This window comes from Pseudomonas taeanensis MS-3 (assembly GCF_000498575.2).
Lineage (GTDB): Bacteria > Pseudomonadota > Gammaproteobacteria > Pseudomonadales > Pseudomonadaceae > Aquipseudomonas > Aquipseudomonas taeanensis.
On record NZ_AWSQ01000001.1, the window covers coordinates 312,949 to 327,936 of the forward strand.

Consider the following 14,988-nt stretch of genomic DNA (forward strand, 5'->3'; position numbering starts at 1 on the left):
TCAGGCCCATATTTTAGGAGAGCCATCATGCGCCGCATCGCTTTACTGTTTATCGCCCTGTGCCTGAGCCTGCCGGCGCTTGCCGAGCGCAAGATGAGCTTCGGCGACCTGGACGTGCATTACATCGCCTTCAACTCCGGTTTCCTCCAGCCGGACATCGCCGCCGCCACCGGGCTGGTGCGCAGCAAGACCCTCGGCGTGGTCAATATCGCCGTGCTCAAGGCCGGTCAACCCAGCGACGCCAGCGTCAGCGGCGCGGTGAAGAACCTGCTCGGGCAGAACTACCCACTGACCTTCAAGCAGGTCAAGGAAGGCGAAGCCATCTACTACCTGGCGCAATTCCCCTTCGAAGACCGCGAGGTGCTGCGCTTCACCATCAATGTCAAAGCCAGCGGCGACGTAGACCGCAGCTTCGACTTCAACCAGGAATTCTTCCCCGACGAATGAAGCCGCTCAGCCAACTCGTACTCGCCAGCCATAACGCCGGCAAACTCAAGGAACTCCAGGCCATGCTCGGCGACGCCGTGCGCGTGCGCTCGGTCGCCGAGTTCAGCAGCGTCGAGCCGCAAGAGACCGGCCTCAGCTTCGTCGAAAACGCCATCCTCAAGGCCCGCCACGCCGCCCTCGTGTCCGGCCTGCCGGCGCTGGCCGACGACTCCGGTCTGGCGGTGGACTTTCTCGGCGGCGCACCGGGCATCTATTCGGCGCGCTATGCCGACGGTCAGGGTGATGCGGCGAACAACGCCAAGCTGCTCGAGGCGCTGAAAGAGGTGCCCGATGAGCAGCGTGGCGCCCAGTTCGTCTGCGCCCTGGCCCTGCTGCAGCACGCCGACGACCCGCTGCCAATTATCTGCGAAGGCCTCTGGCACGGGCGCATCCTGCATGCCGCGCGGGGCGAACAGGGCTTCGGCTACGACCCGCTGTTCTGGGTCGAGGAGCGCCAGTGCTCCAGCGCCGAACTGGCGCCCGCCGAGAAGAACCAACTCAGCCATCGCGCCCGCGCCATGGCCCAGCTCAAGCAACGACTGGGGCTGGCATGACACTGTCCACGGGCGGAAGTTTTCAACTTCCTCCACTCTCGCTGTACATCCATATCCCCTGGTGCGTGAAGAAGTGCCCCTACTGCGACTTCAACTCCCACGCCGCCGGGCCCACGCTGCCGGAGCAGGAATACGTCGACGCCCTGCTCGCCGATCTCGATGAAGACCTGCCGCAGGTGCATGGCCGCCAACTGACCTCGATCTTCTTTGGCGGTGGCACCCCGAGCCTGTTTTCCGCCCAAGCTCTGGGCCGCTTACTGGCCGGCGTCGAACAACGCGTGCCGTTCGCCGCCGACATCGAGATCACCCTGGAGGCCAACCCCGGCACCTTCGAGCAGGCCAAGTTCGCCGCCTACCGCGCACTCGGCATCAATCGTCTGTCGATCGGCGTGCAGAGTTTTCAGGCCGACAAGCTCAAGGCCCTCGGGCGCATCCACGACGGTGACGAGGCGATCCGCGCCGCCGACATGGCGCGCGCCGCCGGCTTCGACAACTTCAACCTGGACCTGATGCACGGCCTGCCCGATCAGTCGATCGACGACGCCCTCGGCGACCTGCGCATCGCCATCGCCCAGCAGCCGACGCACCTGTCCTGGTACCAGCTGACCCTGGAGCCGAACACGGTATTCTGGAACCAGCCGCCGAGCCTGCCGGAAGACGACATCCTCTGGGACATCCAGGAAGCCGGCCAGGCCCTGCTGGCCGAGCACGGCTACGCGCAATACGAGGTGTCCGCCTACGCCCAACCCGGCAAGGCGGCGCGGCACAACCTCAACTACTGGAGCTTCGGCGACTTCCTCGGCATCGGCGCCGGTGCCCACGCCAAGCTCAGTAGCCCGGACGGAACGATCAAGCGCAGCTGGAAAACCCGTCTGCCCAAGGACTACCTCGATCCCAGCAAGCGCTTCAGCGCTGGCGAACGGGTACTGGGGCCGGACGAACTGCCCTTCGAGTTTCTGATGAACGTGCTGCGCCTCACGGACGGCAGCGCCAGCGAGTTGTTCACTCAGCGCACCGGTTTGCCCCTGAGCCAGTTGGCCGCCGCCCGCACCGAGGCCGAGCAGCGCGGCCTGCTGCACTGCGACCCGACGCGTCTGACGGCGACCCGCGAAGGCCAGCTGTTTCTCAATGACCTGCTGCAACACTTCCTGCCCTGACCGGCAGCCATGCGCCTCTTGCGCTAAGGACTTCACTTGGACCTGCTACTCGACCTGATCGCCACCCTGTCTCGCTGGAGCCGTAGCCACCTGTACGACATTTCCCTGGCTATCATGGCCACCTTGCTGGTGCTGTTCGGCCCCGGCATCAATGCCTGGGTGCAACGCAGCATCGGCGGCCTCAACTTCTTCCTGCGCACCCTGCTGTTCGTGCTGCTCTGCGCGGTCGGCTACGGCCTGGCGATGATCTTCCTCACGCCCTGGCTGGCCCAGGGCCTCGGCCACTTCAACAACTACACCCTGGCGCCGGTGCTGCTGCTGTCGTTCTTCCTGATCGGCATCTTGGCGGACCGCAACTAGCAGGTAGCAGGTAGCCTGGATGCAATCCGGGGCTGATCGGCGAACACCTGATCGAATCCCCGGATGCCATCCGGGCCTCGATTCTCTCCCCGCGTAGGAGCCAGCTTGCTGGCGATCCGGCGCCGGTCGTCACGCACAGCCACCCAGCATCGCCAGCAAGCTGGCTCCTACAGGCCGGGTTCAGGCCACGACGGCTACAGACGCCGGCGCTCTTCGCAACGGTATTGCACGACGCCCAGCGGAATGCGCCCTCGATGGCCGCGCGGATCTGCTCGACCTGGCGCCGGCGCTGCTGCTGTCATTCTTTCTGATTGGCATATTGGCGGGCCGCCACCAGACGGTAGCCCGGATGCAATCCGCGGCCGATCTGAACCTGTGCCACGAATCCCCGGATTGCATCCGGGCTACGTGCTCACGCCTCGGCGAAGCGCTGCAACTGCATCTCGCGCAGGCGGCTGAGGGTGCGGCGAAACGGAAAGGCCAGATAACCCTGGGTATACAGTTCATCCAGCGGCACCTGCGCCTCCAGATACAGCGGTACGCGGCGGTCGTAGCACTCATCGACCAGGGCGATAAAGCGCCGCACGCTGTCGTCGTGCACCGACAACTCGGGTAACTCGCGGTCGCCGGCCTGTACCCGCTCGACGCCATCCTCGGTGCCACGGGCTATCTTCGCGGCGCGCTGCTGCGCACTGAGGTTGGGCACCTCGCTCAATACAATGGCCGAGTAACGATCGCACAGACCAATGAAATCCAGGGCCGACAGCGGCTGCTCGCACAACTCGGCGTAGCGACACCAGAGCGCCGTCGTGCTGCGTCGCACCACGCTGATCGCCCGGTGCCCCAGGGTTATCTGCTCGGTCGAGGCTGGCTGGCCTGGCGTCAATTGTTCGAACAGCTCACTCAGGCCACTCGGCTGCTCTGGATGCGCCACCCAGTAGCGCGGCTGCGCGGCGCCCGGATGCAGGCGATGGTCCTGGCCGCCATCGATACCCAGCACCTGCATGTGCTGCTCGATCGCCGTGACCGCCGGCAAGAAGCGCTCGCGGTTGAAGCCCTCGGCATACAGCTGCTGCGGCGGCTGGTTGGAAGTGGCGACCAGCACCACTCCGGCCTCGAACATCGCCTGCAGCAAAGGCCCGACAATCATCGCATCGCCGATGTCATTGACGAACAACTCGTCGAAACACAGCACCCGCACCTCTTCGCTCAACTCGCGCGCCAGCACCTGCAAAGGGGCGGGCGTGCCGGTCAGCTGAAACAGGCGCCGATGCACCCAGCTCATAAAGTGATGAAAGTGTTGGCGTCGCGCCGGCACTCGCAGGCTGCGGTGAAACTGATCCATCAGCCAGGTCTTGCCGCGCCCCACCGGCCCCCAGAGATACACCCCGGTCAGTGGTTGCCCGGCGCTGTCAGGCTGATGCAGGGCCTGCTGGCAGTCTTCCAGCAACTGCGCGGCCCGCCACTGCGCCTGATCCGACTCGAAGCCCTGCTGCTCGATGGCATGCCTATAGGCCGCCAGGGGTGACGCCAGATCCATACAACTACCGTTCGCTTAACCCAGCCCGTAATGGCGGCGGCTATTTTACAGGGTCATAGCTGGCGTGCGGAATCACGGCGACGACCGCCCTAGCTATAGAGACGCGGCCAATCGCAGAGACTGGTGGACAAGCAAGCGTTGTCCACCAAACACAACCCCCGAGTGCGCGTAGGGTGGAAACCGAGAAGCGTTTTCCACCAAACCATTCCCAGGCGATCTCGCTGTCGTTCTTCCTGATTAGCATATTGGCGGGCCGCCACTAGCCGGTAGCCCGGATGCAATCCGGGGCTGATCTGAACCCGCGCTACGAATCCCCGGATTGCATCCGGGCTACTTGCTTAAATAGACGCGCCATCATAAACCTCAAATGGCAGCAAAGATGAGTTGAGCCCTTCAACGCAACCGAGATTAATTCGGTAGTACCCTGGCGCGCTCATTGATTGATGAAATGGATAGATTCCACACTTGCTACAGAAATGATGCTTTGCCGCATTGCTGCCAAACTCATAAGTCGAAAGAGCACCCGTCGTGGCGGTGATTATCAGCTCATCGGATGCTACAGTGAAAGCACTCATGATGGCTCCTTTGCGCTGACAAATAGAGCAGTTGCAACGCAAGCCATTCTCGATGACCGGGGCAGAGAATTCGAACTTTATTGCGCCACAATGACAACTTCCTTTCTGTCGAGCCACATAATCACCTTGGGTAATCTAACGATTAAGCTAAAGGGGCCGCCCCTTTAGCTCTACTGTTCTAAATTCTAATACCTAGAGGGAAGTTTATCTCTCCTTTGGAATACAGCTTGCCCTCCTTCGTTAGCAGCATACCGTTACGAAGCCACAGGTAAGAAGAATCTCCCACAGTGATATCAAAATTCATTGCTAGTAGCGGAAAGCCCAGGGCCATGCGGACATTTGCTACTTTTTCTGCAACAGCCACTATCTCAAGCAATAGCGTACCATCTGATGATGAATTTACATTTATTTTCTGATGAGTCTCAAGATCACGCAGCCAATTAAACATTCGGTTTTCCTGCATGAGCTCGAGCACAAAGTATTCTTGTGGTTCACCAGCACCAAGTGTAACGAAACATGGCTGAAGCAAATTTCTATCGTTGGAAATAAATTTCATGGTGCTGTCAACGTTGTCGACAACAAACCACCCATGCATTTTCTGATTTACATAACGAGTTCCAATTCGTGATCTAATCTCAATGGAGCCGTCGATATTTTGTGCGTGGACAATACCGTGACATTCCCTGCACAGAAGAACACATTTATCAACTTCCTCAATCTGATCAGCTGACAACGTCCTATTCATTAACGCCGAGTATTGAGGATGCTTCTCAGACGGATCTACATGATGAAATTCGAACATCCGGTTAAATGTGCCATAGCGGGCAACCATTTCGTCAACGGATTTGCCACAATGAGAACAGCTATTTCCTAGGTACCCATATAGCTGCGCTCGATTTGCCATTATTTGCAACCTAACTAGTAATTAGGCGATATGCCATACGGCGCTTTCTATCGTGTCGGCATGTCGCATGCTCGCTCCTTGTCGCCCTAATAAGTCCTTGTCTAGCTCAGAGGTGGTCGCGGACCACGTAACATCACTCGGGGCAACGCTATATAGACGGTAAGCCCCAGCGAAATTACTGATTTGCCATCAAGCTGTCCACCGGCTGTTTTTATCCAGACTCACCGGGCCGCCGCTCAAACATTTCGGCCTCACACCTAAGCCAACAGCCGCCACAGGCTGTGCATCAATAAACCACTCGCTGCCAGCAGGGAGAGTAGTAGCAACAGTTGGCGCGGGCTGCGTTTGTCGAAGCGGCCGTCCAGGCAACGGGCCAGGGCATAACCGGCCACTACGCCAGGCGCCAGCTTGAGTGTGCTGTGCAGGTAATCCAGCGGCATGCGGCCCTGGTAGAGCAGGAACAGCACCGAGACCGGGGTGGTCAGCAGGAAGAAGGCGGCCAGCTCATCGCGCGCGCTGATGCGGCTGCAACTCTGGTAGACCAGGGCCATGGGCGGGCCGCCGACCGAGGTGGCGGTGCCCATCAGCCCCGAGCAGAAGCCGGCGATGGCCAGGTTGCGTGGATTGCAGCGGACTTCCAGCCAGCGGTAGCTGGTGAGGGTCGCCAGCAGTACGCAGGCACCGAGCAACAAACCGAGCCAGGCGCTGGGCAGCACGCCGAGCAGAAGGCCGCCACACCAGGCGCCGGGCAATCGCGCCAGAATGGCCGGCAAGGGCCGCCGCCAGGCCAGCGACTGGCGGTTGCCAAGCAGCATGCAGCTTGCCAGGAGAAAGCCCAGCAGCAGGATCGGCCCGGGCACATAGCTGGGCTCGAGCAGATACAGCAGCGGCGCCGCCAGCAGGCCGAAGCCGATGCCCAGCAGCCCCTGCACCAGGCTGCCGCCCAGCACTATCAACAGCGCCAGGCATTCGCTGCCGCTGTAGTCGATCAAGGCCTATATCCACCTGGTGCCTTATCAGGCCATTGAAAAATGTAGCGAGCGAAGGCTAAGCCAGGCGACGTCAGCCGAGCGCAGTCGTTTTTCAACGGCCTGTTAACGGCCACCGGCGCCGCTGCGCGACTGCTCGGAATTCTCCACCAGCACCGCTTCGGCCAACTGGTTGAGCTGTTGCCAGAGCTCGATGGAGATATCCATGCCGCCTTCCAGGGCGCCCTCGCCGGCGCGGGCGAACTGTTCAGGGCTGACCTGGCGGTAGCCGCTGCGCTGACCCGCGCTGCCGTGCAACTGCCCCTGCAGGTCGATGCGGGTGCTGAGTAGCAGGGTCAGGGTTTGGGTGTCGGCGGTGGCGGGATCGACCAGCAACGCCTCGCTGTAGCTCGGGTAACGGGCGCCGACGGCGATGCTGGCAACATGCTCGCTGACCGGCTGCTTGCCGTTCTGCCAGTAGGCCAAGCCGCTGATGCCCTGACGGGCGCAGTCGACCAGCAGCTTGAGGATGAACTTGCGGTTGTGGCAGTTGCGCACCTTGACGTTGACGCAGCCCTGCTCCAGCACCTTGGTCTGGGCCAGTTCGACGATGCTCGGCAGGCAGTTCAGGCCGCTGCGGCCATGACAGTCGAACAGCAGCGCCTGGCTCTCCTCGGCCAGCAGTTCCAGCGCCGGCCGCTGGCTGTCGGCGACATAGGGCAAGGCGCGCTGCAGTTCGCCGAAGCCCTGCTCGCCATGCACCTGCAGCCATTTCACCAGGCCGGCGGCGTCCTCGTAGTAGCCGACGGGATAGCCCATGCCTTCGAACACGCGCTTGAGCAGGGAGGTCAGTTCATTCGACGAAATCAGCATCAGCGCTTCTCCGCAGTCGGGGCCAGGGGCAGGAACCAGTCGTCCTCGAACGGCTGGCCGATATCCTCCAGCAGCGGCGCGCCCTGGAACATGGTGTTGCGCACCCACAGGCGCGAGCGCGGATCGAACTTGCTGACGCCGAAGAAGGCCAGCTTGCAGCGCAGCAGGTGCATGGGCAGCACCTCGCGGTCCAGCAGGTTGGCCTGGATCTCGCCGTAGTGGGTCTTGGCCATGCTCTGCATACGCCGCACGATGCCGCGCTGCTCGGGGTGACGGAGGAGGAAGCTGGCGGTGCACTGCGCGGGATGCTCGGCCAGGTAGGCGCCGAGCTGGCGATGGCACTGCTGCGCCAGGTAGCCGATGCCCAGGGGCATCTGCTTGTCGCGGCCGCTCTCCAGGTTGCAGTTGCCCAGGCGCGGCTCCTGCTTCTCCTCGGAGCGATACCAGAAGGTTTCGCTGGCGCCGTCGGCCGTAAAGTCGATGGCCAGGGCCCAGGCGTAGTGCCGCTCGATCAGCGCCTGCAGCTCGGCGGCCGGCATCTGCGGTTGCAGTTCGAGGGACTCGACCAGGGAAAAGCTGTCTTCCAGGCTGTCCACCAGCTCCGGGTAGAGTTCCAGCAGGATGCAGTTGAGCAGCTCCTGGCCCTGCAGGCTGAGCTGTTGCTCGGCCCAGTTCGTCAACTGCTCCCAGCTGTGCAGCGGGTGGCTGGCGAGCCAGTCCTGCAGCGCGGCGAAGTCTTCCAGCACCACCCGGTTGTTGCCGGTCTGCCAGTCGTCCTCGGTGACGGTCTGCTGGATATGCAGGGTGCCGCGCTCGACCAGCACCTGCAGGCGGGCCAGACGTTCGACGGTGACCTGGCCGAGGCCGCGCACCCGCGCCAGGGCCAGTTCGCGCATCTCGATCCAGCGGCTGATCAGCTGCGGGTGATTGATCAGGTAGGGCGCCATGCCCAGACCGGTGGAATTGCCGATGCCGAAGTAGCGTTTGAGCTGCGGCTGCAGCGCCACGGCCGTTTCAGGCGCGCGCTGGCGGGCGATGTGCTCGGCCTGCTGCAGACTGAAGTTGCGCAGCATGAAGCAGTTGAACATCTCGGCGGCGAAGGGCCGGGCGAAGTCCGGATGTTTGCTGCTGACTTTCTCCCAGTCGGCCATGCCCAGCTTGCCGCTGCCATACACCGCGGTGGTGCGATAGAGGTAGCCGACCCGGGCGATCTGCTCGACCTCGGGTTGCTGGCCGGCACTCAGAGCCGCCACCACGCTGTCGAAGTTGCGCACGCTGCGATTGGCCCGCGACAGTACCATCACCCGTGAGTCCAGGCGGCCGGCTTCCTGCAGCGGCACGTTTTGCCGCAGGTACTCGACGTAAGCGTCGTCCACCTCGCCCTCGCACAGCGCCATGGTCAGGTCCCACTCGCTGGCGATCACCCGGTCGTTGCGCTTGTCCGGGTCCAGGTACTGGGAAAACAGCACGAAGCTGAACAGGTCTCCGGTGGTCTGGATGCGGTAGATGACGGTGCCGTAACCCTCGGCATCCAGCTCGAAACGTCGCGCCTCGATCTGCCAGCCCTCGCGCATGATCTTGCGCACCAGGCAGCGCATGAAACTCAGGCGGCTCTGGTGCAGGCTGCCGAGGCGTTCCAGGTCCATGACCACATGGGCCGGACGCAGGCGGATCGCCTGTGCCCCGCGCTTGCCGGGATCGATGCAGGAAGGAGTGCTCATGGGCTGGACCTCGACTGGCGCAAGCCGTACCCGGCACTGCGGCCTGTTGAGGGCCAAGCGGGGCACGGCGGGTTGTTGTTATCTGCCGTCGATGGTGGTCCAACGGTCGACGCAGGGCAATTCAGATCGCCCTATCAGCCGATAAGGGAAACTTATCTAGAAGGCTATCTCGATCAGATTAAAGCGCGCTCGGGTCCAGTTCGTTGTCACGCAGAATAAAGTCGAACAGCGCCTGGGCAGCCACCGGCAGCGAGCGATTGGCCAGGCAGACGATGCCGATGTCGCGCGTCACTAGCGGCTCGCTCAGCGGAATGAAGCGCAGTTGGCTGTGTTCCGGCGGAAAGGCGAAACGCGGCAGGGTGGTGATGCCCATGCCGGCCTCGAGCATGGCCAGCAGCGAGATCATGTTGGACATATAGAACTGCGCGTCGGCCACCAGCTCTTCGGCCTCGGTGCCAGCCAGCAGACGCGAGGTGCCGTTGCCGATCAGCCGCTCGCCGCGCAGTTGCTGCCAGCTCAACTCGGCTTCGCCAGCCAGGCGATGGTCGCTGCGGCAGACCACGCCGATGCTGTCCTCCCAGATCGGAATGAAGCGGATGTCGCTGTCCTGCTCCCACAGGCTGGCGATGCCGAAGTCGACCTGCTGGTTCTCGACCATCGCCAGCACCACCTCGGAGCTGTCGTCGAACAGACTGACGTGCAGGTCGGTGGCGTCGCCGATAAAGCGCGTGAGGATATCCGGCAGCAGGCGGCTGGCGATCGACGGCACCGAGGCAATGCGCAGGTGCCCGGACTTGTGCTGGGCGATCAGGCTCATGTCCTTGATCACCCGGTCATGGTGGGCGAGCAGCTCCTTGGCGTAGGCCATGAACTGCACGCCGAAGGGGGTCAGCTCCGGCCTGGCCGCGCGGGCATTGCGCTTCTCGAACAGGGACTGGCCGAGCTTGCCCTCCAGATCTCGGATCGACAGGGAAATCGCCGGCTGCGTGCGGTGCGCCTTCTCCGCGGCGGCATGAAAGCCTTGCAGCTCATGCACCCAGACGAAGTGCCGCAGCTGGGCGATTTTTAGCTCGGGTAGCATGGTAAGTTTTCCTTATCAAACAATATTTACTACTGATTTTAGTTTATTGAAAACCGCGCCTACCATTCGTTAACAGTTTGAGAGGAGGTGCATATGTCCGGCGATATCTTTGCTAACTACATCAATGGCGAGTGGCTCGAGGGCTCCGCGACTATCCGTAATATCAGCCCCGCGAACATCCAGGATGTGCTGGGCGATTACGCCCAGGCCGACGCCGGGCAAATCGAGCAGGCCCTCGACGCGGCCATCGCCGGTCAACTCGAGTGGCAGCGCAGCGGCCTGGAGCAGCGCTATCAGGTGCTGACCGCGATCGGTGACGAATTGATCGCTCGCAAGGCCGAACTCGGCGAGCAGCTGGCCCGCGAAGAAGGCAAGACCCTGGCCGAAGGCATGGGCGAAGTCTACCGCTCCGGCCAATTCTTCCACTACTACGCCGCCGAAGTGCTGCGGCAGATGGGCGAGACCGCCGATTCGGTGCGCCCGGGCGTGGAAATCGAAACCCGCCGCGAGCCGGTCGGTGTAGTCGGCATCATTACCCCGTGGAACTTCCCCATGGCCACCGCGGCCTGGAAGATCGCCCCGGCACTGGCCTTCGGCAACGCCGTGGTATTCAAGCCAGCTAACGCGGTACCGGCCAGCGCCTGGTCGCTGACCGAAATCATCGCCCGCCAGGGCCTGCCGGCTGGCACCTTCAACCTGGTCATGGGCAGCGGCGCCACGGTTGGCGACGCGCTGATCCACTCCAACAAGATCGATGCCCTGAGCTTCACCGGCTCGGTCGAGACCGGCCGCAAGGTAGCCTGCGCCACCGCCGCCAACTTCGTCCGCTGCCAGCTGGAAATGGGCAGCAAGAACGCCCTGATCGTGCTGGACGACGCCGACCTCGACCTGGCCGTGGACTGCGCATTGAACGGCGCCTTCTTCGGTACCGGGCAGAAGTGCACCGCCTCCTCGCGCCTGATCGTCACCGCAGGCATGCACGACCGCTTCGTCGCCGCCCTGGTCGAGCGCATGGGGCAGCTCAAGGTCGGCTACCCGCTGCGCGAAGGCACGCAGATTGGCGCGGTGATCGACGGCAAGCAGCTGGAACAGAACCTGCGCTACATCGAGCAGGCCAAGGCCGATGGCGCAGTGCTGGCCTGTGGCGGCGAGCGCATCGAGGAAGAGTACGAAGGCTTCTATATGCGCCCGGCGCTGTTCGTCGAGACCCGCAACGACATGCAGATCAACCGCGACGAGGTGTTCGGTCCGATCGCCTGCGTGATCAAGGTCGCTGATTACGAGGAGGCCCTGGCCACCCTCAACGACACCGACTTCGGTCTCACCGCCGGGATCATGACCCAGTCGTTGAAGTACGCCAGCGACTTCAAGCGCCGGGCCAAGACCGGCTGCGTGATGGTCAACCTGCCGACCGCCGGCACCGACTACCACGTGCCGTTCGGCGGCCGGAAGAACTCCAGCTTCGGCCCGCGCGAGCAGGGTACCTACGCCCGCGAGTTCTACACCGTGGTCAAGACCACCTACATCCGTGCTTGAGGACGCTGCCATGCATGACGACCTGATAGTCATCGACGGCCTGCAGTACTCCAACTGGGACCGTGAGCTGTTCACCCAGCTGCGCCAGGGCGGGGTCACTGCGGTGCATGTGACCCTGGTGTACCACGAGAACGCCCGCGAGACCCTCAGCCGTCTCGGCGAGTGGAACCGCCGTTTCGAGCAGCACGGCGACCTGATCATGCCGGTGGCAGGCGCCGCCGACATTCGCCGGGCCAAGGAGCTGGGCAAGGTGGGGATCTTCTTCGGCGCGCAGAACTGCTCGCCGATCGAGGACGATATCGCCCTGATCGAGGTGTTCCGCCAGCTCAACCTGCTGATCATGCAGCTGACCTACAACAACCAGAGCCTGCTGGCCACCGGTTGCTACGAGGGCAGCGACAGCGGCATCACCCGCTTCGGCAAGCAGGCCATCGCCGAGATGAACCGCGTCGGCATGCTGATCGACATGTCGCACAGCGCCGAGCGCAGCACCCTGGAAGCCATCGAGCTGTCGAGCCGGCCGATCATCATCTCCCACGCCAACCCGGAGTTCTTCCATCCGGCCAAGCGCAACAAGTCGGAGACCGTGCTGCGTGAACTGGGCCAGTCCGGCGGCCTGCTCGGTTTCAGCCTGTACCCCTTCCACCTGCACAACGGCTCGGACTGCACCCTGGCGCAGTTCTGCGACATGGTCGCACGCACCGCCGACCTGATCGGCATCGACCATATCGGCATCGGCACCGACCTGTGCCAGAACCAGCCGCAGTCGGTGCTGGAGTGGATGCGCAGCGGCCGCTGGTCGAAGCAGGTCGACTACGGCGAAGGCTCGGCGAGCAACGCCGACTGGCCCAAGCCGCTGACCTGGTTCGGCGACAGCCGCGACTTCCCGAACATCACCCAAGGCCTGCTGCAGCGCGGTTTCAGCGCCGAAGACACCGCCAAGGTGATGGGTCTCAACTGGCTCAACACCCTGGAGCAGGGCCTCAAACCTGCCCCGTAACTGTCCTGAACAACCAACAAGTACAAAACTCTTGTCAGGAGAACACTATGAATAGCAAATCGCAGGCGGCCCAGATGGGGGCCGTCGACAGTGGCAAAAGCTCCCTGCTGCATGATGTGGATGTACCGGTACTGCTGATGAGCGGCGGCGCCGTGCTGTTGTTCGCCATCCTCGCGCTGCTCGACATCGAGCTGATGACCCAGTGGGTCAACGCCGCCTTCGCCTGGTCGACCAAGGTGTTTGGCGCCTACTGGCAGGTGTTGTTGCTGCTGACCTTCGTCATCGGCCTGTTCCTCGCCATGGGCCGCACCGGCCGCGTGCGCCTGGGCGCCCTGGCTGCGCCTGAGATGCCCACCTACACCTGGGTGTCGATCATCATGTGCACCCTGCTCGCCGGCGGCGGCGTGTTCTGGGCGGCGGCCGAGCCGATGGCCCACTTCCTCTCGCCACCACCCCTGTACGGCGGTGAGACGGGCACCCCGCAGGCGGCCTACAACGCGCTGGCACAGAGCTTCATGCACTGGGGCTTCCTCGCCTGGGCGATTCTCGGCACCCTCAGCGGCATAGTGCTGATGCACCTGCACTACGAAAAAGGTTTGCCGCTCAAACCGCGCACCCTGCTCTACCCGGTGTTCGGCGAGCGCGTCATGACCGGCTGGTTCGGCGCCCTGATCGATGCCTGCTGCGTGCTGGCGGTGGTCGCTGGCACCATCGGCCCGATCGGCTTCCTCGGCCTGCAGGTGAGCTTCGGCCTGGAAAAGCTGTTCGGCATCACCAACGACTACGGCACCCAGCTGATCATCATCGGCGCACTGGTGGCGACCTACACCATTTCCGCCGTGTCCGGGGTGACCCGTGGGATCAAGATCCTCAGTCAGCTGAACGTGGTACTGGCCGTGGCCTTGATGCTGTTCATCCTGCTGTTCGGCCCGACCGCGTTCATCTTCGATGCCTACGTGCAGTCCATGGGCATCTACCTGGACAAGTTCATCCCGATGGCCACCTTCCGCGCCGACCCGGCCTGGCTGGACTGGTGGACGGTGTTCTTCTGGGGCTGGTTCCTCGGTTATGGCCCGCTGATGGCGATGTTCGTCGCGCGTATCTCCCGTGGCCGCACCATCCGCGAGCTGGTGACCATGATCGCGATAGCCGCGCCGGTGATCACCTGCTTCTGGTTCACCATCGTCGGTGGCAGTGGCCTGGCCTTCGAGCTGAGCAACCCCGGTTCGGTGTCCGAAGCCTTCGCCGGTTTCAACCTGCCCGGCGCCCTGTTGGCGATCACCGCGCAGCTGCCTTTGGGCTACCTGATCTCGGTGCTGTTCCTGATCCTCACCATCATCTTCGTCACCACCACCGGTGACTCGATGACCTACACCATCTCCATGGTGATGACCGGCACCGATCACCCACGCTCGGAAATCCGCGTGTTCTGGGGCGTGATGATGGGTGTGGTGGCGGCCCTGCTGATCTCCATCGGTTCGGGCGGCATCAGCGCACTGCAGTCGTTCATCGTCATCACCGCCGTGCCGGTGTCCCTGGTGCTGCTGCCGGCCCTGTGGAACGCACCGCAGATCGCCCGGCGCATGGCCGACGAACAAGGGCTCTAAGCCCCACCTTTTGAGGGAGCGCGACAGCCGTCGCCTCCCTCTTTTTTATTCCGCATAAGTAGGAGCACGCCATGAAACAGGCCGTGAAAACCCAACTGTTTCCGTCCAAGGCCCCGCTGGAATGGGCGGTGATCGGCAACGGCACCCTGTACACCGCACAGATCCCCATCGACGCCCAGGGCCAGGTAGTGCCCGGCGGCATCGAGGCGCAGACCCGGCAGACCCTGGACAACCTCAAGCACACCCTGGAATGCGCGGGCCTGGGCATGGATGCGGTGACCCAGGTGCTGATCTACGTCACCGACCGCAGCTACCTGGCCACGGTCAACGCGGTGTACGCCGAATACTTCGCCGCCCCCTACCCGAACCGCGCGGCCATGATCATCGCCGGCCTGGCCCGCGAGGAAATGCTGGTGGAGCTGGTGGTGTACGCCACCGCCTGACTTGCCTGATGCCTAACAGGCCGTTGAAAAACTACTGCGCTCGGCTATGCGGCGTTGAAATCGGTCTCACAAAAGCGAAGCGTTGAACGCGCTTTAGCGCGGCCCCGAAGGGGTGAGCGAAGCGAATCAAATGCTCATTTACACCACGTAAACTGCGCTTTTGATTCGCTAGGCTCACCCTGC

At 62.9% G+C, this 14,988-nt stretch carries 15 protein-coding genes; 8 read left to right on the forward strand and 7 right to left on the reverse strand.

The window, feature by feature from the left end; translation table 11 throughout:
• Window positions 1-27: 27 nt before the first annotated feature.
• The 4 genes from TMS3_RS01310 to TMS3_RS01325 are packed head-to-tail and all read left to right on the forward strand — an operon-like array spanning window position 28 to window position 2,557.
• Window positions 28-447, forward strand: a complete 420-nt coding sequence (locus tag TMS3_RS01310) for a DUF4426 domain-containing protein (RefSeq protein ID WP_025163433.1) — start codon at window positions 28-30, stop codon at window positions 445-447.
• Window positions 444-1,040: an RdgB/HAM1 family non-canonical purine NTP pyrophosphatase gene (gene rdgB, locus TMS3_RS01315; RefSeq protein WP_025163434.1), complete on the forward strand. Its 597-nt coding sequence runs from the start codon at window positions 444-446 to the stop codon at window positions 1,038-1,040. Before TMS3_RS01310 ends, rdgB begins: the two co-directional genes overlap by 4 nt.
• Window positions 1,037-2,197 (forward strand): radical SAM family heme chaperone HemW, encoded by a 1,161-nt coding sequence (gene hemW / locus TMS3_RS01320; RefSeq protein ID WP_025163435.1) that lies wholly within the window; start codon window positions 1,037-1,039, stop codon window positions 2,195-2,197. The genes rdgB and hemW overlap by 4 nt, the downstream gene beginning before the upstream one ends.
• Before the next feature lie 36 nt (window positions 2,198-2,233).
• Window positions 2,234-2,557: a DUF3392 domain-containing protein gene (locus TMS3_RS01325; protein WP_025163436.1), complete on the forward strand. Its 324-nt coding sequence runs from the start codon at window positions 2,234-2,236 to the stop codon at window positions 2,555-2,557.
• Window positions 2,558-2,969: 412 nt separating this feature from the next.
• Here the strand turns inward: TMS3_RS01325 and zapE are convergent, their stop codons facing one another.
• From zapE to TMS3_RS01355, 7 genes are all read right to left on the reverse strand, one after another.
• Window positions 2,970-4,097 (reverse strand): cell division protein ZapE, encoded by a 1,128-nt coding sequence (zapE, locus tag TMS3_RS01330; protein WP_025163437.1) that lies wholly within the window; start codon window positions 4,095-4,097, stop codon window positions 2,970-2,972.
• A 338-nt stretch (window positions 4,098-4,435) separates the two neighbouring features.
• Window positions 4,436-4,789 (reverse strand): GFA family protein, encoded by a 354-nt coding sequence (locus tag TMS3_RS24405; RefSeq protein WP_083491678.1) that lies wholly within the window; start codon window positions 4,787-4,789, stop codon window positions 4,436-4,438.
• Window positions 4,790-4,850: 61 nt separating this feature from the next.
• Window positions 4,851-5,576: a hypothetical protein gene (locus TMS3_RS24925; protein ID WP_152985464.1), complete on the reverse strand. Its 726-nt coding sequence runs from the start codon at window positions 5,574-5,576 to the stop codon at window positions 4,851-4,853.
• Window positions 5,577-5,833: 257 nt separating this feature from the next.
• On the reverse strand, window positions 5,834-6,568 hold the full coding sequence (locus tag TMS3_RS01340) for a sulfite exporter TauE/SafE family protein (RefSeq protein WP_025163439.1): 735 nt from the start codon (window positions 6,566-6,568) through the stop codon (window positions 5,834-5,836).
• A 102-nt stretch (window positions 6,569-6,670) separates the two neighbouring features.
• Window positions 6,671-7,417 carry a DUF3726 domain-containing protein gene (locus tag TMS3_RS01345; RefSeq protein ID WP_025163440.1) on the reverse strand — a complete coding sequence of 249 codons (747 nt, stop codon included), beginning with the start codon at window positions 7,415-7,417 and terminating at the stop codon, window positions 6,671-6,673.
• The gene (locus TMS3_RS01350) at window positions 7,417-9,138 is read right to left on the reverse strand and encodes a hypothetical protein (protein ID WP_025163441.1); all 1,722 of its coding nucleotides are present in this window, start codon (window positions 9,136-9,138) and stop codon (window positions 7,417-7,419) included. The genes TMS3_RS01345 and TMS3_RS01350 overlap by 1 nt, the downstream gene beginning before the upstream one ends.
• Before the next feature lie 178 nt (window positions 9,139-9,316).
• The gene (locus TMS3_RS01355) at window positions 9,317-10,219 is read right to left on the reverse strand and encodes a LysR family transcriptional regulator (RefSeq protein ID WP_025163442.1); all 903 of its coding nucleotides are present in this window, start codon (window positions 10,217-10,219) and stop codon (window positions 9,317-9,319) included.
• A 93-nt stretch (window positions 10,220-10,312) separates the two neighbouring features.
• Between TMS3_RS01355 and TMS3_RS01360 the strand changes: the two genes are divergently transcribed.
• From TMS3_RS01360 to TMS3_RS01375, 4 genes are all read left to right on the forward strand, one after another.
• Window positions 10,313-11,755: an aldehyde dehydrogenase family protein gene (locus TMS3_RS01360; RefSeq protein WP_025163443.1), complete on the forward strand. Its 1,443-nt coding sequence runs from the start codon at window positions 10,313-10,315 to the stop codon at window positions 11,753-11,755.
• Between the two features lie 10 nt (window positions 11,756-11,765).
• Complete coding sequence (locus tag TMS3_RS01365; RefSeq protein WP_025163444.1) at window positions 11,766-12,755, forward strand: membrane dipeptidase; 990 nt, start codon at window positions 11,766-11,768, stop codon at window positions 12,753-12,755.
• 47 nt (window positions 12,756-12,802) lie between these two features.
• Complete coding sequence (locus TMS3_RS01370) at window positions 12,803-14,362, forward strand: BCCT family transporter (RefSeq protein ID WP_025163445.1); 1,560 nt, start codon at window positions 12,803-12,805, stop codon at window positions 14,360-14,362.
• Between the two features lie 71 nt (window positions 14,363-14,433).
• On the forward strand, window positions 14,434-14,805 hold the full coding sequence (locus TMS3_RS01375; protein WP_025163446.1) for a RidA family protein: 372 nt from the start codon (window positions 14,434-14,436) through the stop codon (window positions 14,803-14,805).
• Window positions 14,806-14,988 lie beyond the last annotated feature (183 nt).